The organism is Chryseobacterium mucoviscidosis (assembly GCF_002177115.1).
Taxonomy (GTDB): domain Bacteria; phylum Bacteroidota; class Bacteroidia; order Flavobacteriales; family Weeksellaceae; genus Chryseobacterium; species Chryseobacterium mucoviscidosis.
The window spans coordinates 21,416-40,052 of record NZ_MVAG01000080.1 but is presented as its reverse complement, the minus strand read 5'-3'; the positions used below and the strand labels follow the sequence as shown (position 1 = coordinate 40,052).

16 protein-coding genes are annotated in these 18,637 nt (G+C 37.1%); 7 read left to right on the top strand and 9 right to left on the bottom strand.

Going from position 1 to position 18,637, the window contains the following annotated elements; translation table 11 throughout:
- Positions 1 to 62: 62 nt before the first annotated feature.
- The 4 genes from B0E34_RS03925 to B0E34_RS03910 form a co-directional block, all read right to left on the bottom strand.
- Positions 63 to 2,198: a TonB-dependent siderophore receptor gene (locus B0E34_RS03925; protein ID WP_087706935.1), complete on the bottom strand. Its 2,136-nt coding sequence runs from the start codon at positions 2,196 to 2,198 to the stop codon at positions 63 to 65.
- 149 nt (positions 2,199 to 2,347) lie between these two features.
- Positions 2,348 to 5,422 carry a preprotein translocase subunit SecA gene (gene secA, locus B0E34_RS03920; RefSeq protein WP_087706933.1) on the bottom strand — a complete coding sequence of 1,025 codons (3,075 nt, stop codon included), beginning with the start codon at positions 5,420 to 5,422 and terminating at the stop codon, positions 2,348 to 2,350.
- A gap of 127 nt (positions 5,423 to 5,549) precedes the next feature.
- Positions 5,550 to 5,771 carry a DUF2795 domain-containing protein gene (locus B0E34_RS03915; protein WP_027382805.1) on the bottom strand — a complete coding sequence of 74 codons (222 nt, stop codon included), beginning with the start codon at positions 5,769 to 5,771 and terminating at the stop codon, positions 5,550 to 5,552.
- 141 nt (positions 5,772 to 5,912) lie between these two features.
- Positions 5,913 to 6,935: a GDP-mannose 4,6-dehydratase gene (locus tag B0E34_RS03910; RefSeq protein ID WP_087706931.1), complete on the bottom strand. Its 1,023-nt coding sequence runs from the start codon at positions 6,933 to 6,935 to the stop codon at positions 5,913 to 5,915.
- 75 nt (positions 6,936 to 7,010) lie between these two features.
- Here B0E34_RS03910 and B0E34_RS03905 point away from each other — a divergent pair, with 75 nt between their 5' ends.
- The 3 genes from B0E34_RS03905 to B0E34_RS03895 are packed head-to-tail and all read left to right on the top strand — an operon-like array spanning position 7,011 to position 11,620.
- Positions 7,011 to 8,069 carry a DUF389 domain-containing protein gene (locus tag B0E34_RS03905; protein ID WP_087706929.1) on the top strand — a complete coding sequence of 353 codons (1,059 nt, stop codon included), beginning with the start codon at positions 7,011 to 7,013 and terminating at the stop codon, positions 8,067 to 8,069.
- A 36-nt stretch (positions 8,070 to 8,105) separates the two neighbouring features.
- The gene (locus B0E34_RS03900) at positions 8,106 to 8,903 is read left to right on the top strand and encodes a DUF2797 domain-containing protein (protein WP_087706927.1); all 798 of its coding nucleotides are present in this window, start codon (positions 8,106 to 8,108) and stop codon (positions 8,901 to 8,903) included.
- A 32-nt stretch (positions 8,904 to 8,935) separates the two neighbouring features.
- Positions 8,936 to 11,620 carry a hypothetical protein gene (locus tag B0E34_RS03895; RefSeq protein WP_087706925.1) on the top strand — a complete coding sequence of 895 codons (2,685 nt, stop codon included), beginning with the start codon at positions 8,936 to 8,938 and terminating at the stop codon, positions 11,618 to 11,620.
- Positions 11,621 to 11,646: 26 nt separating this feature from the next.
- Here B0E34_RS03895 and B0E34_RS03890 read toward each other — a convergent pair whose 3' ends face one another.
- The gene (locus B0E34_RS03890) at positions 11,647 to 11,997 is read right to left on the bottom strand and encodes a hypothetical protein (protein WP_087706923.1); all 351 of its coding nucleotides are present in this window, start codon (positions 11,995 to 11,997) and stop codon (positions 11,647 to 11,649) included.
- A 171-nt stretch (positions 11,998 to 12,168) separates the two neighbouring features.
- On the opposite strand from B0E34_RS03890, the gene B0E34_RS03885 reads away from it, so the two are divergent.
- Positions 12,169 to 12,363, top strand: a complete 195-nt coding sequence (locus B0E34_RS03885; RefSeq protein WP_087706921.1) for a hypothetical protein — start codon at positions 12,169 to 12,171, stop codon at positions 12,361 to 12,363.
- Between the two features lie 123 nt (positions 12,364 to 12,486).
- Complete coding sequence (locus B0E34_RS03880; RefSeq protein WP_087706919.1) at positions 12,487 to 13,533, top strand: PA0069 family radical SAM protein; 1,047 nt, start codon at positions 12,487 to 12,489, stop codon at positions 13,531 to 13,533.
- 61 nt (positions 13,534 to 13,594) lie between these two features.
- On the opposite strand, the gene B0E34_RS21225 is transcribed toward B0E34_RS03880, so the two are convergent.
- Positions 13,595 to 13,762, bottom strand: a complete 168-nt coding sequence (locus B0E34_RS21225; protein ID WP_165762945.1) for a bacteriocin-like protein — start codon at positions 13,760 to 13,762, stop codon at positions 13,595 to 13,597.
- Positions 13,763 to 13,984: 222 nt separating this feature from the next.
- Here B0E34_RS21225 and B0E34_RS03875 point away from each other — a divergent pair, with 222 nt between their 5' ends.
- Entirely contained in the window at positions 13,985 to 14,254 is a 270-nt protein-coding gene (locus tag B0E34_RS03875; protein WP_076391252.1) for a bacteriocin-like protein, read from the top strand.
- An 83-nt stretch (positions 14,255 to 14,337) separates the two neighbouring features.
- On the opposite strand, the gene B0E34_RS03870 is transcribed toward B0E34_RS03875, so the two are convergent.
- On the bottom strand, positions 14,338 to 15,288 hold the full coding sequence (locus B0E34_RS03870; RefSeq protein ID WP_087706917.1) for an isopenicillin N synthase family dioxygenase: 951 nt from the start codon (positions 15,286 to 15,288) through the stop codon (positions 14,338 to 14,340).
- 86 nt (positions 15,289 to 15,374) lie between these two features.
- Here B0E34_RS03870 and menD point away from each other — a divergent pair, with 86 nt between their 5' ends.
- On the top strand, positions 15,375 to 17,051 hold the full coding sequence (gene menD / locus B0E34_RS03865; RefSeq protein ID WP_087706915.1) for a 2-succinyl-5-enolpyruvyl-6-hydroxy-3-cyclohexene-1-carboxylic-acid synthase: 1,677 nt from the start codon (positions 15,375 to 15,377) through the stop codon (positions 17,049 to 17,051).
- Here the strand turns inward: menD and B0E34_RS03860 are convergent.
- On the bottom strand, positions 17,048 to 17,674 hold the full coding sequence (locus B0E34_RS03860; protein WP_087706913.1) for an aminotransferase class IV: 627 nt from the start codon (positions 17,672 to 17,674) through the stop codon (positions 17,048 to 17,050). The two genes, menD and B0E34_RS03860, sit on opposite strands and share 4 nt — an antisense overlap.
- Complete coding sequence (locus B0E34_RS03855) at positions 17,658 to 18,635, bottom strand: aminodeoxychorismate synthase component I (protein ID WP_087706911.1); 978 nt, start codon at positions 18,633 to 18,635, stop codon at positions 17,658 to 17,660. The genes B0E34_RS03860 and B0E34_RS03855 overlap by 17 nt, the downstream gene beginning before the upstream one ends.
- Positions 18,636 to 18,637: the final 2 nt, after the last annotated feature.

Genomic DNA, 18,637 nt, shown 5'->3' with positions numbered 1-18,637 from the left:
TTATTAAACTTTTAATGAAAGAAAAGTCAGCCTCCGGAAAGGCTAACTTTTAAGATTGATAATTAAAATTTATATCCGACAGAAAGTCTGAAGTTTCTCGGGGCTTCAGCCTGATAATAGTAGTACGCTCCGTATGGCGATCCCGAATAAAGGTACCTGTTGAAAACATTGAATACATTAAGTCCGACTCTGAATTTTGTGTTTTCCCACGAAAGTCCTGCATCGAATTTTACATAATCATCCATATCTTTCTGCGTTCCGCTATTTGCCCAGTTCCAGCTGCTTCGGTCTGCAAGATAGGTTCCTCCAAAAGATAACCCGAAACCTTCCAGAGTTCCCTGTGTAAAGGTATAGTTCAGCCATCCGTTCATCGTATGTTTCGCGTAACCCGGAATTCTCATTCCTACAGGATTTCTTATAGGATCATTGGATTCTGTAATTTTGTTTTCCGTGAAAGCATAGTTAAAGATGGCATTAAATCCTCTTGTGATTTCACCTTTCAGATCAAATTCAATTCCCTGAACTCTTGTTTTACCCAAATCAATGATAAAGTTTTCAAGAGTACTGTTTGCAGGATCTGCAACCGTAGAATTTCTTTTAATGATGTTGTACAAAGACAACGTAGTATTCCATTTTCCGCCAAACCAGTCTCTTTTCACCCCAACTTCCATGTTGTTTCCGGTAATAGGTTTTGGAATTCCTCCGGTTCTGAAAAACCCTGCCTGAGGAACGAAAGACTGATCGTATAAACCGTACACAGAAGTATTATCGTCAATCGAATAGCTTATTCCGATTCGCGGCGTAATTTTGTCTGCTTCTGCTTTGGTTCCGTAAGAATTTTCTTTCACATTCGTATAACGCGCAGCAAGGGTTAATCTTAAAGCATCATTAAAAAATCCTAATTCATCCTGAATATATAATCCGGTATAATTTTGTTCAATAGTTCCGTATGGAGTTGCTCTGCTTTCCAGCGAAGTACTTGTGTCAAAACTAGCGTATCCGTTGGAAGGCGGGCTGTATGTAGTGGAGTTGATATTAAAAGGTTTTGCGGCTGTGTCTAAATCATGTTTTTGATTCCAGTCTGCCATATATTTTTTAGAGCCGAGATCCAGCCCTGTTAAGATTTTATGAGAAACAGCTCCTGTTTTGAAATAACCGTTAAGAAATACCTGCCCGAATTTCATCACGTTGCTTGCTTCCCAAAAATAAAGCGTTCTGATCATGTCTCCATTCGGTAAAAATTGAGAAGGCCAGATGTCGCTTCCTAAAGTATATTCATTCACATAAGTTAGCTGTGAAGTCAGTTTCCAGTTGCTGTTAAACTTATGCTGAATATTTACATTTACGGTATTATTATCCACATTGGTGGGTGCAATTCCGGGATCGGTCATGGTGTATTCAACCGGTTTTGTGGCGTATCCTTCATAGCTGAAAACATAAGCAGATCCTACTTCAGACATTTTTGCTTTCTGATAAATATATTCTGCTGTTAAAGTCGTTTTATCGGTAAGATTTACCTTTAAGGAAGGATTAATGATGTATCTGTCATTAAATTCATAGTCTCTGAAACTGTTTTTATTCTGAGCCATTAAATTTAATCTGAAAGCCACTTTATCTGTAATTTTAGTATCTACATCAGCTTCTCCTCTGTACATATTAAAGCTTCCGAGAGTTACTCTTGCAGAACCGTTTAAAGATTGTCCTGTCGGTTTTTTGGTAACGATATTGTAAATTCCGCTCGGTTCTTCGTTAGACATCAAAAATCCGGAAGGTCCTTTTATAAATTCAATGTGGTCTACATACGACATATCTTCGCTAAGTGGTCCCCAGTTTGAAGTTACATTCACTCCGTTCATGAAAGCTGCGGCTCTGGAACCTCTCATATTTACTCTGGTGTACATATCTCCCCAGTGTTCCAATCGTTGAGCTCCGGCAACATTTCTAAGAACACCGTCTCCCAAAGTGGTAACCTGCTGATCTTCCAATGCTCTGTTTGTAATGATAGAAACATTCTGAGGAATCTTGATTAATTCTTCGTCCAGACGAATAGAAGAAGAACCTTCCTTTTCTACATATTTCTTGTAATACTTTCCGTTTACAATTACCTCTTCAATATCATTTCCTTTAATTGAATCTTTTTCCTGAGCAAACGTTAGAATAGAACCTAACAGCGAAGCACAGATCAGTACATTTTTCATGAAACCTTAAATTTTTATGCAAATATATTGTTTTTAATTATTCTAAATAAATAATAAAATTGATTTTTGTCATAAAAGCAAAAGGAAAGAGCAACAAAAAACCGCTACAAACTGAATTGTAACGGTTTTTAAATTATTGTTAATTATTCTTATGCAGGGATTTCGCCTTTGTATAAGAAAGATATAATTTCTTTGTTTAACTTCTCGATCATTTCGCTGAATAAGTGGAAAGATTCCTGCTTATAAATTACCAACGGATCTTTCTGCTCGTAAACAGCTCCCTGTGAAGATCTTCTTAAATCGTCCATTTCACGAAGGTGAAGCTTCCAGTTTTCATCGATGATGGATAACGTAATGTTCTTTTCAAAATCATTGATTAAGCTGTCGCACTGCGTTTCATAAGCCTCTTTAAGATCGGTTACGATCGTCATTGTTTTATGACCGTCTGTGAAAGGAACCTGAATCATTCTGAACATTGAACCCTGATTCTGATAAACATTCTCGATAATCGGGAAAGATTTTTCTTTCAGCAAGTTCAGTTTCATCTGATAATCTTCCTGAGCTGCTTTGAATAAAATGTTCGTTAAATCCTGAACTGTTTTATTCTTGAAATCGTTCTCAGAAACCGGAGATTCCATCGTAAATGTTTTGATGATCTCGTATTCGAAATCTTTATAGCTTCCTGTCGCTTTTCCTTTCGCTGCGATAGAATTTGCCACGTCAAAGATCATATTGGTGATGTCGTACTTCAGGTGATCACCGAACAAAGCGTTCTTTCTTCTTTTGTAGATTACGTCACGCTGTTTGTTCATTACATCATCATATTCAAGAAGTCTCTTTCTTGTTCCGAAGTTGTTTTCCTCTACTTTTTTCTGCGCTCTTTCAATAGATTTTGAGATCATGGAATGCTGAATCACTTCACCTTCCTTATGACCCATTCTGTCCATCATTTTAGCAATTCTTTCAGAACCGAATAAACGCATTAAGTTATCTTCCAGAGAAACATAGAACTGAGAACTTCCCGGATCTCCCTGTCTTCCTGCTCTACCTCTCAACTGTCTGTCAACACGTCTTGAATCGTGTCTTTCTGTTCCGATAATTGCCAAACCTCCCGCTTCTTTTACTTCTTTGGTAAGCTTAATATCCGTACCACGACCTGCCATGTTGGTTGCAATGGTTACAACGCCCGGCTGTCCTGCTCCTGCAACAATTTCCGCTTCTTTTTTGTGAAGCTTCGCGTTCAGAACCTGATGATTAATTTTTCTTAACTGAAGGGCTTTTGATAATAACTGTGAGATTTCAACAGATGTTGTACCTACCAGAACAGGTCTTCCTGCAGCCGTTAATTTTTCAATTTCTTCAATTACAGCATTGTATTTTTCACGGTTAGTTTTAAAAACTAAATCCTGTCTGTCGTGTCTTAAAATCGGACGGTTGGTAGGAATTACCACAACGTCTAATTTATAAATTTCCCAAAGCTCACCTGCTTCCGTTTCTGCAGTACCCGTCATCCCCGCAAGTTTATTGTACATACGGAAATAATTCTGAAGGGTAATGGTTGCAAAAGTCTGCGTTGCAGCTTCGATTTTTACATTTTCTTTCGCTTCGATCGCCTGGTGAAGACCGTCTGAATAACGTCTTCCTTCCATAATACGACCTGTCTGTTCATCAACGATTTTTACCTCGCCGTCAATAACCACATATTCATCATCTTTTTCAAATAATGTATATGCTTTCAACAGTTGGCTCATCGTGTGAACTCTTTCAGATTTTTCTGCAAAATCAGAGAAAAGTCTTTCTTTCGCTTCAAATTCTTCTTCTTTAGATAAATTTTTAGCTTCCAGTTCTGCGATTTCAGTTCCGATGTCCGGAAGAACGAAGAAGTTAGGATCAGAATTTCCCTGAGACATGTATTCAACACCTTTGTCTGTAAGATCAACCTGATTGTTTTTTTCTTCAATAACGAAGTATAGATCTTTATCTACGATCGGCATATCGCGGTTGTTGTCCTGCATATATTGCGCTTCTACTTTCTGAAGCAACGCACGGTTTCCGCTTTCCGATAAGAATTTAATTAATTGTCTGCTCTTAGGAAGACCTCTGTAAGCCTGTAGGAGTTTGAAACCTCCTTCTTTTGTGTTTCCTGCAGCGATTAATTTTTTCGCTTCATTAAAAATCGTAGAAACTGTTTTTTTCTGAACTTCAACAATTCTGTCGATAGAAGGTTTAAGAACATCAAATTCCTGTCTGTCTCCCTGTGGAACCGGACCTGAAATAATCAACGGTGTTCTTGCATCATCTACCAATACAGAGTCTACCTCATCCACGATCGCAAAGTTTAGTTCTCTCTGCACCAGTTCTGAAGGTGAAGTTACCATGTTGTCTCTCAGATAATCGAAACCAAATTCATTATTGGTTCCGTAGGTAATATCTGAATTGTATGCTTTTCTTCTTCCGTCCGAGTTCGGCTGGTGATTATCAATACAGTCGATTGACATTCCGTGGAATTGGTACAATGGTCCCATCCATGCCGAGTCTCTTTTCGCAAGATAGTCGTTCACCGTTACTACGTGAACTCCTCTTCCCGGAAGTGCATTTAAGAAAATTGGAAGCGTCCCTACCAAAGTTTTACCTTCTCCGGTCGCCATTTCGGCAATTTTACCGCTGTGTAGGATAATACCCCCGATAAACTGAACATCGTAATGTACCATATCCCAGTTTACAGGAGTTCCTGCAGCGTCCCATGAGTTTTTCCAGACTGCCTGATCGCCCTGAATTTCCACGAAATCTTTTCCTGCGGCAGCCAATTGTCTGTCCCAGTCTGAAGCGGTTACACGGATTTCTCCGTTTTGCGCCCATCTTCTTGCTGTTTCCTTCACCAAAGCGAAAACTTCAGGAAGAATCTGGCTAAGCACTTTTTCTTCAATTTCGTATGATTCTTTTTTCAGAGACTCAATCTTCGTAAAAAGCGCTTCTTTTTCGTCAACGTTTTTCGAATTTTTGATCTGCTCCTGGATCTGTTCTATCTGTGCTGTGATTTTGCTGGTTGCAGATTTAATATTTTCTTTAAACTCAGCAGTTTTCTCTCTTAAACCATCATCAGACAATTGCTGAATAGCGGGTTCAACAGCTTTGATTTTTGTTACAACTTTTTTTACTTCTTTTAGGTCCTGCGCTTTTTTGTCTCCCAAAAACCCTTTTAGAACTTTGTTTAAAAAACTCATAAATTTTTTGCTTTATGCTTAAAAGGATATCCTTTAAGCGTTTTAAATAACACTTATTGTGTAAAAAAATAATATATAAAAAAGGGCAAAAAAGCTCTAAGCAGAGCCTAAAGCTTATTGCTTTTCATTAATATTCGTCTTCGTTCCAAAGATAATCTTCGTCCGTAGGATAATCGCTCCAGATCTCGTCGATGGCGTCATAAATTTCTCCTTCATCTTCGATAGCCTGAAGATTTTCCACTACTTCCATTGGTGCACCAGTTCTGATTGCGTAGTCGATAAGCTCTGCTTTAGTCATTGGCCAAGGTGCGTCACTTAAGTATGAAGCTAATTCTAATGTCCAGTACATAATTTTTTAATTTTTTGCAAAAGTATAAAATTAGCTTATATTATATGCTTTTTTATACTTGATTTTCAATTCTTTTTGTTAAATTTTGTTCACCGTGCGCCTTCAGAAAGTGTTTACAGTACTTTTTCCGGCTTACTGAGGTCATTTTCTCAAAAACCATTCCACAAATTTTTTTATGCCATTTTGGAAGTTTGTGTCAGGTTTGTAGCCAATTAATGTCTTTGCTTTGGCAATATCGGCATTGGTTTTCAGGACATCTCCGGGCTGCATTGGCAGATTTTTGCGGATGGCAGATTTCCCCAAAGTTTTTTCGATGGTGGAAAGCATTTCGTTTAAATTAATTACTTCGCTTTCGCCCAGATTAACAATTTCATAAACATCTGAATGATTTTCCAGATAGCGGATTGATTTTAAAATACCGTCAACAACATCATCAATATAAGTATAATCTCTCGCGGTGGTTCCGTCTCCGTAGAAGGGGATTTCCTGATCTTCGGAAATTAATTTTGTGAATTTGTGGATGGCAAGATCAGGTCTTTGTCTGGGTCCGTAAACCGTGAAAAATCTGAGCTGAATCATATCTATTTTGTATAAATCATGATAAACATGTCCTAAAATTTCACCGCATTTTTTGGTTGCTGCATACGGAGAAATGGGATTGTCTACATTGTCGGTTTCAGAAAAAGGGATCTTTTCGTTGTTTCCGTAAACGCTTGATGAGGAAGCGCAGACAAATTTATTGATATTGAAATCTTTACAGAGTTCCCAGAGATTCATGGTTCCGCGGATGTTAACTTCTTCGTATTCTAAAGGTCTTTCAATAGAAGGTCGGACTCCCGCAAGTGCAGCAAGGTGAATGACGGTGTCTATTTTATGGTTCTTAAATATTTCCTCCAACCCTTTTTTATCGCGGATGTCCTGATAATACAGCCTGTAATTTTCTGATTGTGAAAGAGAAATTAATTTTTTAATATCATCATCTTTTCCGGAGTATTCAAAATCCGAAAAATATTGAATAGCGTCTAAAGTATTTTGAATTTTTATCTGATAGCTGTAGAAATCATCAAAATTGTCAATGTTTATGACAGAATGTCCTTTTTTCAATAATTGCTCAGCAAGATGGGAACCTATAAAACCGCTTCCTCCGGTTATGAGATAATTCATTTGTTGGTTTTTAATTCCACAAATTTATTAAAATACTTGGATGCTCTTTTTATACTTTTGCTATAAATATCATAAATGATTAATTTTCAAAAATTATTCACCCTGCCAAAAGAAGAAGAGGAAGAATTTACCTTTCAGGAAATTGAAGAGGGAATCTACTTTCGCGGGCATAATCTCTGGCTTCTGGTGATCTCTATGGGAATTGCCTGCATCGGTTTAAATATCAACAGTTCGGCGGCAGTAATCGGAGCGATGCTGATTTCTCCTTTAATGGGACCTGTTGTAGGCATTGCATTCGGATTTTCTATCGGAAACAGGCATCTGATAAAGCTGGGCATTTTCAACTGGCTTCTGATGATTATCGTTGCCCTTTGTTCTTCCACTCTGTATTTCCTTGTTTCTCCTTTTCACTCGGAAACTTCACAACTGGAAAGTTTTAAAACAGCGACTATTTTCGACTGTTCTCTGGCTTTGTTGGGCGGTTTTGCCTGGTTTCTGGGAATTGTAAGAAAAGAAGCCATAAAAGTAATTGCCGGAGTTGCGGTTTCTACCGCCTGTATTCCGCCGCTTTGTACAGCAGGATTCGGGATTGCCAACGGAAACTGGGAATATTTCTGGGGCGGATTTTATTTTTACCTCATCAATTGTTTCTTTATTGCGGTAGGAACATGGATTCTGAGTCTCGTACTCGGTTATCAGAAGTACTATATGGAAAAAGGAAAGGCGGCGAACAGAAAGAATTCATTAATTATAAGTCTGGCTTCTGTTATTATTCTGCTTCCGAGTGTTTTACTCACCAAAAAGAAATGGGATAAAGAAAAACTGAAAGAACGGTCTGAAAATTACATCAGAAAGATCAGAGAAAATCATCCGGAACTCGCCATCATCAATTATGAACCTTTTAAGGAAGGAGAAAGCAATTTCCTGAGAATTACGGTACTGAATGACAGTGTTTCCCTCAGTAAAAAAAGGCTTGATGAGCATAATGATCTGGTAAAAGACATTCATCTAATCTGGCAATATTCGCCACATTCTGAAAATATGAATAATCCGGACGTAAGAAAACTTCAGAATCAGATTGATGCTTTGAAAGAAGAAATCAGCAGGCTGAAATCAGAGAACAAAATCAAATAAATTTTAAATTTTTTATATTTACTTAAACTTAATACAATGCAGTTTCAAGGGCAAATTTTAAAGATGACGAGCTTCCACGACGAGCCGATCCAATATTACCTTAATCTTTCCGGTGATCTTATCCACATGAACGAACTTTTTGGAAAAGAACTTACCATAAAACATACAGGTTACCAATGCGTAAACTGTGGCGAAAATAAACCGATTTACAGAATGGGCTTCTGCAAAAACTGCTTCTTTGAAAGTCCTTATGCAAGCGATACCATCATTCGACCCGAACTTTCCACAGCGCATCTTGGAATTGCGGAACGGGATTTGGATATAGAAAAGGAAATTCAGTTACAGCCACATACCGTTTATCTTGCGTACACGGGAGAAGTAAAAGTAGGGGTTACGAGAAATACACAGATTCCTACAAGATGGATTGATCAGGGCGCTACATTTGCGCTGCCGATTGCCAGAACAGAAAACCGATATGAAGCGGGAATGATAGAAGTTGCTCTGAAGCAGCATGTTGCCGATAAAACAAGCTGGAAGAAAATGCTTCAGGACGATTTTGAAGACGAGATAGATCTTGCCGATTTTCAACAGAAGATAAAAGAATATTTTCCTGAAGATTTCCAGAAGTTCTACAGTGAAGGCGAAAACCTGTGGAGATTCGATTATCCGTTTGAAAAGCCTGAAAAAGTAACATCTTTTACTCTTGATAAAAGACCTGAATATACAGGGAAGTTAACGGGAATTAAAGGGCAGTACTTAGGTTTCGATGGAGGCGAGTTTATTAACGTAAGAGGACATGAAGGGTATGTAATTGAATTGACTGTTAAAAATTAATAGAATATTGAATTAAAACCAAATCACAAAAAATGAAAGGATGGGTAAAAAAATTATTTCTTGCTCTCGGAATCCTGCTGGTAATTGTTTTGCTGGCAAATCTTGGGCTTAATTTCTGGCTGAAAACAAGGCTTCCGAAATACATTAAAAACAATACGGATTACAAAGTCTCCTACAAAAGTCTGGATGTTGATCTTCTGTCGGGGAATATTCTTTCGACAGGAATTACCGTCAACAGCAAAAACCCCCAGAATTTCAATGTTATCGGACTTCAGGGTACGATTGACACTTTGAAAATAAGCCGTTTCGGCATTTATGATGCCATTTTCAACAAACAGATCAGTTCATCAGATTTACTGCTGTCCAAACCTAATCTGAATATTATTCTTGCGAAACCGGTTGATACAAAAACCGGAAAGAAGAGAAATCCAGTACGGTTTGACAACATCAGAATCAATGAAGGAAATATCAGCATTTTCAGATTTACGAAACAGAAATTCTTTTCGGTGCAGGATCTTAATCTGTATGTGGAAAATCTTCAGATGACGGAAAAATCCGTAGAAGATAAATTACCAGTGGTTTTCGATCAGTACTCCATTAAAGGAAGTAATTTCTTCTTCCGTCCGGATAGTGTTTATGCATTGGAAATCAATAAAATAGAAACGAGAAACGGACAGATGTCGATTGATCATTTTCAACTGACTCCACTCGTTACTTTTGAACAGTTTAAAAAATATTATCCTAAAAAGACGCAGCTTTTTCAGTTTAATATCGAAAAAATGGAGTTCAAAGATATTGTTCTGAAAAAGAATAAAGTTTCTCTGGCAAACGCAAATTTTTATAATCCTGATTTTAAGATTTACACCACCGATGCAGCTCCGGTAAAGCCTAAAAAACCGCTTAATTTTGATATTGATCTCGAAGATATTAAGCTAAACAATGCTACTGTTCAGGTGATGAAACCTAACGGAGAAAAACTTCTCTATACCAAAAAGGCAAATCTGAACATCAATAAACTGAGATTTGATAAGGAAACAAGAGAAGAGCTGATTCCGGTAGGATATAAAGATTTTCAGTTTTCGGCGCAGGATATTTTGTACTCCGATCATCAGGATTTTAATGTAAAAAGTTTCACGTTAAATCCGAAAAAAGGAGAAATCCGAAATATTTCCGTCGTTCCGAATGGTTCAGCAGCAGGAAAAACCTCAATGAATCTTGTCGCAAATTATATTGGTTTCAACATCAATAAATGGGAGTCCGTTGATAAAAAACTGAACCTTGATGTAAAAGATGTTCTGGTAGATCAGGTGAAAGGAAGCATCAAAGCAGGAGAAGTACAGGCAGCAAAAAAATCAGCCAATCTCAGTGGGATTCAGTTTCCGGTAATCATCAGAAAAGTAGTGCTGAAGAATTCTGATATTACGTATGAGAAAAACAATCAGCCGTTGAGTTTTGCGCGTCTCAATGCAACCATTAATGATATTCAGCTTACCTCAAAACCGGACAACTCAGGAATTGCGGTTGATGTAAAAAACTATGCGCTGACTTCAGGCAATTTCTCTTACAAAACACAGTTTTATCATATGACTTCGGGTGCTCTAAAAGTGGATCAAAACAATATCCGGCTTTCTCAGTTTGCGATGAAGCCTATCGTTTCGAGAGCGCAGTTTATCAAAATGATTCCCGTGGAAAGAGATTTATACGATATTAAAGTAAATCAGATTACAGCAAACGGAACATGGGATCTGTTTTCTGACAATAAATCGATTAACGCTGCTAATGTAACTATTGAGTCTGCCGATGCCAATATTTTCAGAAGTAAAATCCCGAAAGATGATCCTAAAGAAAAACCTTTATATTCCAGATTGTTACGGTCTATAAAAATTCCGATGGTTGTTAATAACCTTAATCTGAAAAACTCTGTTCTCGTTTATGAAGAAGATACGCCTGAAAGTGCGGGACCGGGAAAACTGACATTCAGCAACTTTAATATGAATGTTAAAAACCTCAACTCTGCCAAAATGAAAGGAAAACCGACAAGAGTGGATATTAAAATAGACTGTTCTTTTATGAAGCTTGCGCCGCTTTCGGTCAACTGGAATTTCGATGTTGCCGATCAGCGTGATGTGTTTGCTATTTCGGGAAGAACCACCAATCTTCCGGCGCAAGGAATTAATCCGTTCATCCGTCCTTATCTTCATGTAACGGCAACGGGAACTATTCAGGAAATGCTTTTTAATTTCAGAGGGAATCCGAAAGGGCTGAACGGAAGTTTTAATCTGAAACATAAAGACCTTAAAATTGCGGTGTTAGATAAAAATAACCGTGAAAAGAAAGGGTTTTTAACCGCAGTTGCCAATCTTCTGGTAAAAACAGACTCGGGAAAACTTCCTGAGGATGTACAAGTGGAAGATGTGGAAAGAGATCCTACCAAATCCTTCTTCAACCTTTTCTGGAAAGGAATTGAACAGGGCTTGAAGAAAACTTTGATCGGAATTAACATTGATGGTGCCAAAAAGACGGTTGACAATGCCAAAAAGACTGTGAAAAACGTAAAAGAAGATGTGAAAGGCATGAAGCAGTCGGTAAAAGAAATAGGTCAGGAGATAAAGAATAAGCCCGATCAGAATAAAGAAGAGCAGCCCAAAAAAGAAACTGAGAAGAAAGGTTTCTTGAAAGGCATATTTAAGAAAAAAGAAAAATCCGGGACTGAATAAGTTCCGGATTTTTATCATATTTAAATTTAGAAATTGTAATCATCGCTTTCATCAATGGTGATGGCTCTTAAAAACTGATCGAATTCTTCGCCGGGATAATTGCTGTCTGCTCCGTAAGAATCGATGATCATTCCCATGTTTCCTGCCGTATCTTTTACCAGATAAAGCACTGCATTATCATCAGGATTGCTGTCTCCCTCAAAACGGTACGTTTTCAGAACCGTTAATTCTGAAGGCTGATACACCTTGTCTGAATTTTCAAACTTCATTTCGCACTTTTCATTCATTCTGAACTCACGATGTACTCCTCTTTGTGCCAATTTTGCCATTACCTGACTTAAGGTTGTCATTTTATCAATATTGTCTGTATTTTCCATAATAATATTTTTGTTTTAAACTACAATAATTAAACCATTGATCGCTTTGTTGTGGTATTGGCAAAGATTATATTTTTAAATTTTTTCAATATCTGTTAACAAAATTTATAATGACAGAAAATGTTTGGGTATACTTTTTGCAATAACGAGAATATATAAATCAGACAGAATATGAAAAAAGAAGTCGGAGTTTTACTGGCAGGAGGAGTTGGTCTTTTGGCAGTATTAAGTATCATAGGAATAAAAAAAATATTACACAGAAAAGATAAAAAATACAGTGATGCCTATTCGGATTATCACAGACATTTCGAAGACAAAAACTATGACGATGAATATCATGGCGTAGAATTTTATGCACTGAAGTAGTTAAAAAATATATCCAATCATGTTAAAATCCGGGGCTTTTAAAGTTTCGGATTTTTCTTGTGGAAAACTTTAATGTTAAAATTCATTTTTTTATCATCATTCCACTCTAATTTTACATCATCAATGCAGAACGAAAATATCATAAAAGGTCAGGGCGCACAGCGAAATGTAAGCAATCGTTTCGACCGATATACTTTTGAGCCTGAAGATGATGAGTTTGAAACCATAAAAACTTCCTTTACCGAAGTTTTCCCTAAAAGCATCGTTAATCAGGTAAAAAGCGATGATCTTCCGATGGAATATTCCATGAATCCTTATCAGGGCTGTGAACACGGCTGTTCCTACTGCTTTGCAAGACCTACTCATGAATATTGGGGATACAGTGCAGGAATTGATTTTGAAAGGAAGATCATGGTGAAGAAAAATGCGCCGGAACTATTAGAAAAGTTTTTTCAGAAAAGAGGATATCGACCGGCTCCCATTTTACTTTCAGGAAATACAGACTGTTATCAACCCGCAGAAAGGCAGTTTGAGATTACCAGAAAAATACTGCAGGTCTGTCTGGATTACAGGCATCCGGTTCATGTTCTTACAAAAAACGCTTTGGTTCTTCGCGATATCGATATTCTGCAGCCATTATCTGAACAGAATCTTGTGTCCGTTTCTCTTAGCATTCCCACCATCAATGAGGAACTTCGAAGAAAGATGGAGCCCAGAACCAGCACAGCCAAAAACAAGTTGAAAGCTATAGAAATTCTGTCTGAACACAAAATTCCTGTCAATGTCATGGTCGCGCCGATTATTCCCGGATTAAACAGCGATGAACCTTTAACCATTTTAAAAGCAATCTCTGAAGCAGGAGCGCAAAGTTTCGGATACACTCTGGTAAGATTAAATGATACGGTAGAGCCGGTTTTTGTGAACTGGATTGAAAATGCATTTCCGGATCGTGCTCAGAAAGTTTTAAATCTGATCCGTTCTATGCGGGACGGAAAATTAGGTGAGAAAAAGTTCTTCGACAGACAGAAAGGGGAGGGAAATATTGCAGAAATGATTCATAACACCTTTAAAATAGGGCGAAAAAAGTTTTTCGATGGAAAAGAATTTCCGAAACTTTCCATTAAAGGTTTTACGGGAGCAAAAGATCAGCAGCTGAGGTTGTTTGATTAAAGTTTCCCAAAAATAAAAACCGCTCCAATCAGGAACGGTTTCTTTATAGCTTTTTTACAGTCTACATATCCGTTACAGGACATTCGAAATCTTTGCTACATGCAGCGCATACAATGACGTCTCCGCAAACGTACATACAGAAATCCGGTTCATCCGGAAAAGACTTAATTCCTCCTGCTCCTTTAATTCCCTTTAATTGGCTTTTGCTTAGTTTTTTTAAATTTTTCATATTGTTTTAGTTAAAAATTTGATACTAATGTAAAGATAATCAAAATTTTAATAAATCAAACTATTGTGTAATATTTTGGTTGATTTTTTAATAGAAATAAAATATGAATGAATTTTCCTATATTAGTGAATAATATTTTTAGAATTTTATAGTTAAACACTTATCATAATAAAGCGGTTTCCGAAAAGCTGAAAGAGTAGGAGTACATCAAAACCAAAGACTATGAAAAATTTTAAAAAACTTTCAAGAGAAGACAAAAAAAGAATCTCTGCGGGATATGGTCCTGCGTATTGTATTGAAGGAGGCGGTCCCGGTTCAGGCGGCTGTGGCGCAAATGAAATCTGTTCCGGCGGAAAATGTGTACCGTATCAGGATCCGGGAGGAGATCCGGGAAATCCTGGCGGTGGCGGAGATGTTTATACCTGTATTTGTCCGTGGGGAACATTTACGCAATCTACTCCATGTCCTGAGTTCTATTGTATTACAGGATAATAAAAAAAGGAAGGTGTTTGTTGCCTTCCTTTATTATATACTTTCCCTAAAACAAAAAACCGGGCAAATTACCCGGTCTGTATTTATTTTTTAATCAATCCTAATTCAATTAATCTTTCGTGTAAAAATTCTCCTGCTGTTGTATCTTCATACAATTTAGGGTTGTTTTCGTCTACACAGTTTTCCAAAGCATTCAGTGACATGGAACTCACGGGATGCATAAAGAAAGGAATTGAATATCTTGAAGTTCCCCACAATTCTCTTGGCGGATTTACCACTCTGTGAATCGTAGACTTCAGTTTATTGTTGGTATGTCTCGAAAGCATATCTCCAACGTTAATCATCAGTTCGTCCGGTTCTGCAATCGCATCAATCCATTCACCTTTGTGATTCTGAACCTGAAGACCTTTTCCCTGAGAACCCATCAAAAGGGTAATAAGATTAATATCTCCGTGAGCTGCAGCTCTTACTGCATCGTTCGGCTCTTCCGTGATCGGAGGATAATGGATGGGTCTTAAAATAGAGTTCCCTTCTGCAATTTTATCATCAAAATAAAATTCATCAAGACCAAGATACAGCGCCAAAGCTCTCAAAACATACTGCCCTGTTTTTTCCAGCATCTGGTAAGCTTCTTTACCTACCTCGTTGAATTTTGGAAGTTCTTCAACGATCACATTATCAGGATACTCGCTTTTGTATTGGGAATCATCAGACACATACTGTCCGAAATGCCAAAACTCTTTCAGGTCTCCCTTTTTGAAGCCTTTTGCAGTCTCCTTACCGAATCCTACATAGCCTCTTTGTCCGCCAATTCCCGGAATCTCATACTTCTGTTTCGTTTCCGTTGGCAATTCAAAAAAGTTTTTTACCTCTCCATACAGTTCATCCACCAATTTGTCATCAAGAAAATGGCCTTTTAAGGCTACAAAACCAATTTCTTCATAAGCTTTTCCGATTTCATTTACAAATTTCTGTTTGCGTTCCGGGTCACCCGAAAGGAAATCACGCAGGTCTACACTAGGTATTTTATCCATTTTTAGAAATTTAACGAACTGCTAAATTACAGATTTTTAAATTAAAAATTATTTCGTGTTACGCATTTATCAGTTAAATTTGTATTATGAAAAAATATTCTTCCAAAAGAAGTATTCAGATACTTGCACACCTTCTTCAGCAATACGGAATTTCAGATATCATTGTTTCCCCGGGATCCAGAAATGCACCTTTGGCGATTCATTTTTCAGAGATCGACAGTTTCAACTGTTACAGTATTGTAGACGAGAGAAGTGCGGCTTTTGTAGGAATGGGAATGGCGATGAGCGAGAAAAAACCGGTTGCAGTTACCTGTACAAGCGGTTCTGCCTCTGTAAACTATTATCCGGCGATCACGGAAGCTTTTTATTCCAATATTCCACTTTTGGTGTTAACTGCTGACAGACCAACGGATTATGTGGATATTTTCGACGGACAGACGATCCGGCAGAATAATCTTTTTCATCAGCATTCTTACGGAGATTTTCAGCTTTTGGAAGACGGAAAAGAAAATGCAGAAGACATTAATTTTGATATCATTAAAAAAGCCATTGAACTTTGTATTGAAAAACAGGGTCCGGTTCACATCAATATTCCTCTCGAAGAACCTTTATATGAATTAATTTCAGAATTGCCGACTTTCCCGACGGTTGAAAAAACAATCAAACAGAAAGAATATGAAATTCCTTCTAACCTTATTGCAGACTGGAATACTTCGCAAAGAATCATGATTCTTGTGGGAACCAAAGATCACAGTCCGGAATTGGAGAATCAGTTAACACAATTGGTTAAAAATCATACGGTTGTGGTGTTGAGTGAAGCGAATTCAAATTTATATCACGAAAAATTTTTCAGGCATATCGACCGATACGTTTTTAATTTCACGGAAGAAGATTTTAAAATGTATGCGCCTGATTTGCTGATTACAGTGGGACAAAATGTTGTTTCCAAAAAAGTGAAACAGTTTTTAAGAAAAGCAAAACCCAAACAGCATTGGCATTTAGATCCTGTATGGCAGCCGGATACGTATTTTGCTCTGACCGAAAAGATCGAGGTAAAACCGGAAATTTTCTTTTCTAAATTATTGAAATTCGTTAATCTCGAGCCTAAACCTTATTTTAACCTTTGGGATGTTTTAAGAGATAAAAAAGATGCAAAACATGAAAAGTTCATAAGTTCCGTGGATTTTTCAGATTTTTATTTTTTCAATAAAACGGCACAGATTGTTCCTGAAAATTATAATATTCATTTCAGCAACAGTTCTGCGATACGCTATGCGCAGCTTTTCGACTATGGCAAAAGAAGAATTTACTGCAACAGAGGAACGAGCGGAATCGATGGTTCCACTTCTACAGCAATGGGATTTGCAATCAAAAATTCTAATCCTACCTTGTTGATTACCGGAGATTTAAGTTTTTTCTATGACATTAACGGACTTTGGAATCAGTACATTCCTCCGTTTGTAAGAATCATGATTTTCAATAATGGCGAAGGAAATATCTTCAAAATTATTCCGGGACCGGGAAATGCCAATCCGAATACGTTAGACGAATTTATCGCCACAAAACACCATAAAAACGCGGAATATTTAGCCAAACATTTCGGATTCTCCTACACAAGAGTAGATGAAGAGGTAACTTTAGACCGTGTTCTTGAAAATTTCTTTAAACCGGATGTTCAGCCTAAAATATTGGAAATCAATACGCAGGCTTTGCATAATGCAGATATACAAAAATCGTATTTTAACTTTCTGAAAGAAAATTAAAGATCCAGATATTCTTCATTTCCCGGCAGATTGATAATCCTGTCCAAAGGATAGATGAAGTTTTCGTCAAAATCATTCATCGCGTTAATGATTTGGAAATGAGAAAATTGCTTAATGTTCTGTAAAGTGATCTCGGTTTCTTTTACTTTTTTATGTTTTAAAAGATTTTGTCTCTGTACACCATTCAGAAGATACGTTGAAGGAGTAAACCAGTCTTTTCCTTTTAAAAATAAAAGGTTGGAGTAGGAGGTGTCTGTAATGTGATTGTTTTTAACGATGATTATTTCTTCGGCTTTGGATTTCATCTTCATTTTTTCGAGCTCTTTCCGGTCTTCAAATTTAAAAGAATAATCGTAGCTGTTGTTTTCTACCAACTGAAAATCGTCAATTTCAGGAATCGCATAAGGAATCATCTGAGTGCGGATTTTCTTATCGAGATCATACACGATTCTCAGCTTGAAAAGTCCGTCCTCATCATGCTCAAGATGTTTATAAATTTTGGCAATATCTATGGAGCCTTCCTTTCCAAAATGGGCGAAAGTCTGGTCTACACGCTTTTGATGAAATTCCAATAAAAAAATTTCCTGATCTTCTACTTTAATGCTTTCAATGAATTGGGACATAGATTTTGTTTTTCATTTCCTGATATTCGTCTTCTAACCTGCTCATGTGTGTAATTCCGCCTCCGCTTTTAAAGAAAAGTTCTTCTCCTTCTTTTTCAATAAAACGGATCATTACACAACTGTCGACATTTTTTCCGTCAAACCAACCGCAAACGCCTGTATAATATCCTCTTTCATAACCTTCTGCATCCAGAATAATTTCCAGTGTTTTAGGCTTCGGAGCTCCCAAAATAGAACCTGCAGGAAGCAGTTTTTTCATGATGCTTCCCAGTTTTCCATTAAATTCAGGTTTGATGTTTCCTGAAATTTCGGAACTCATGGCATATAAATCTTTTTGCTTTGTTTTGATGAAATCGATGTACTGAAATTTGTCAACTTTCACATCATCTGCCACCATGCTCAGATCATTCCGGAGCAAATCTACCACCGTGTAATGCTCGGCTTTCTCTTTTTTATCATTTTTAAGAATTTCCGCCGCATTATCCAGAGAGGCGTCAATAGTGCCTTTCATGGGATAGGTAAAAATTTTTCCGTCGTTGATCTTCACAAAAGTTTCAGGAGAAAAAAATACGAAAAAATCTTTATAAAAAACTTTATATTTCGCCGAAGAATGATAAAATATTTCTTTTAGTGTTAAATTCGTCTCAATTTTGGTTTTTCGGGTATAATTTACCAGATAAGAATTTCCGAAGCGAATATTTTTCTGAACTTTATCGAATCCTGTTTTAAAGCTTTCCAAAGTTTCAGGATAAGAAATCCATTCTAATTTTTTGTTTAAATGAGGCTCTGTTTGTACGGTTGAAAAGTTTTGAAAATCAATTAATAAGCCCGAATTTTCAATTTCGTCTTCTTTGAAGATTTCTACATTCTCCGTAAGAAAATCAATGATAAAAAAGTAGGGAACTTTCTGTAGTGAAAGTTCATCCATTTCTATAAATTTTTGATGATTCGCCGAAAACATTC

Coding starts and splice junctions, on each gene's coding strand:
- B0E34_RS03925 (WP_087706935.1), bottom strand. CDS start 2,198: ATGAAAAATGTACTGATCTGTGCTTCGCTGTTAGGTTCTATTCTAACG.
- secA (WP_087706933.1), bottom strand. CDS start 5,422: ATGAGTTTTTTAAACAAAGTTCTAAAAGGGTTTTTGGGAGACAAAAAA.
- B0E34_RS03880 (WP_087706919.1), top strand. CDS start 12,487: ATGCAGAACGAAAATATCATAAAAGGTCAGGGCGCACAGCGAAATGTA.
- B0E34_RS03855 (WP_087706911.1), bottom strand. CDS start 18,635: ATGTTTTCGGCGAATCATCAAAAATTTATAGAAATGGATGAACTTTCA.
- B0E34_RS03890 (WP_087706923.1), bottom strand. CDS start 11,997: ATGGAAAATACAGACAATATTGATAAAATGACAACCTTAAGTCAGGTA.
- B0E34_RS03870 (WP_087706917.1), bottom strand. CDS start 15,288: ATGGATAAAATACCTAGTGTAGACCTGCGTGATTTCCTTTCGGGTGAC.
- B0E34_RS03915 (WP_027382805.1), bottom strand. CDS start 5,771: ATGTACTGGACATTAGAATTAGCTTCATACTTAAGTGACGCACCTTGG.
- B0E34_RS03895 (WP_087706925.1), top strand. CDS start 8,936: ATGAAAGGATGGGTAAAAAAATTATTTCTTGCTCTCGGAATCCTGCTG.
- B0E34_RS03910 (WP_087706931.1), bottom strand. CDS start 6,935: ATGAATTATCTCATAACCGGAGGAAGCGGTTTTATAGGTTCCCATCTT.
- B0E34_RS03860 (WP_087706913.1), bottom strand. CDS start 17,674: ATGTCCCAATTCATTGAAAGCATTAAAGTAGAAGATCAGGAAATTTTT.
- menD (WP_087706915.1), top strand. CDS start 15,375: ATGAAAAAATATTCTTCCAAAAGAAGTATTCAGATACTTGCACACCTT.
- B0E34_RS03905 (WP_087706929.1), top strand. CDS start 7,011: ATGATTAATTTTCAAAAATTATTCACCCTGCCAAAAGAAGAAGAGGAA.
- B0E34_RS03875 (WP_076391252.1), top strand. CDS start 13,985: ATGAAAAATTTTAAAAAACTTTCAAGAGAAGACAAAAAAAGAATCTCT.
- B0E34_RS03885 (WP_087706921.1), top strand. CDS start 12,169: ATGAAAAAAGAAGTCGGAGTTTTACTGGCAGGAGGAGTTGGTCTTTTG.
- B0E34_RS03900 (WP_087706927.1), top strand. CDS start 8,106: ATGCAGTTTCAAGGGCAAATTTTAAAGATGACGAGCTTCCACGACGAG.
- B0E34_RS21225 (WP_165762945.1), bottom strand. CDS start 13,762: ATGAAAAATTTAAAAAAACTAAGCAAAAGCCAATTAAAGGGAATTAAA.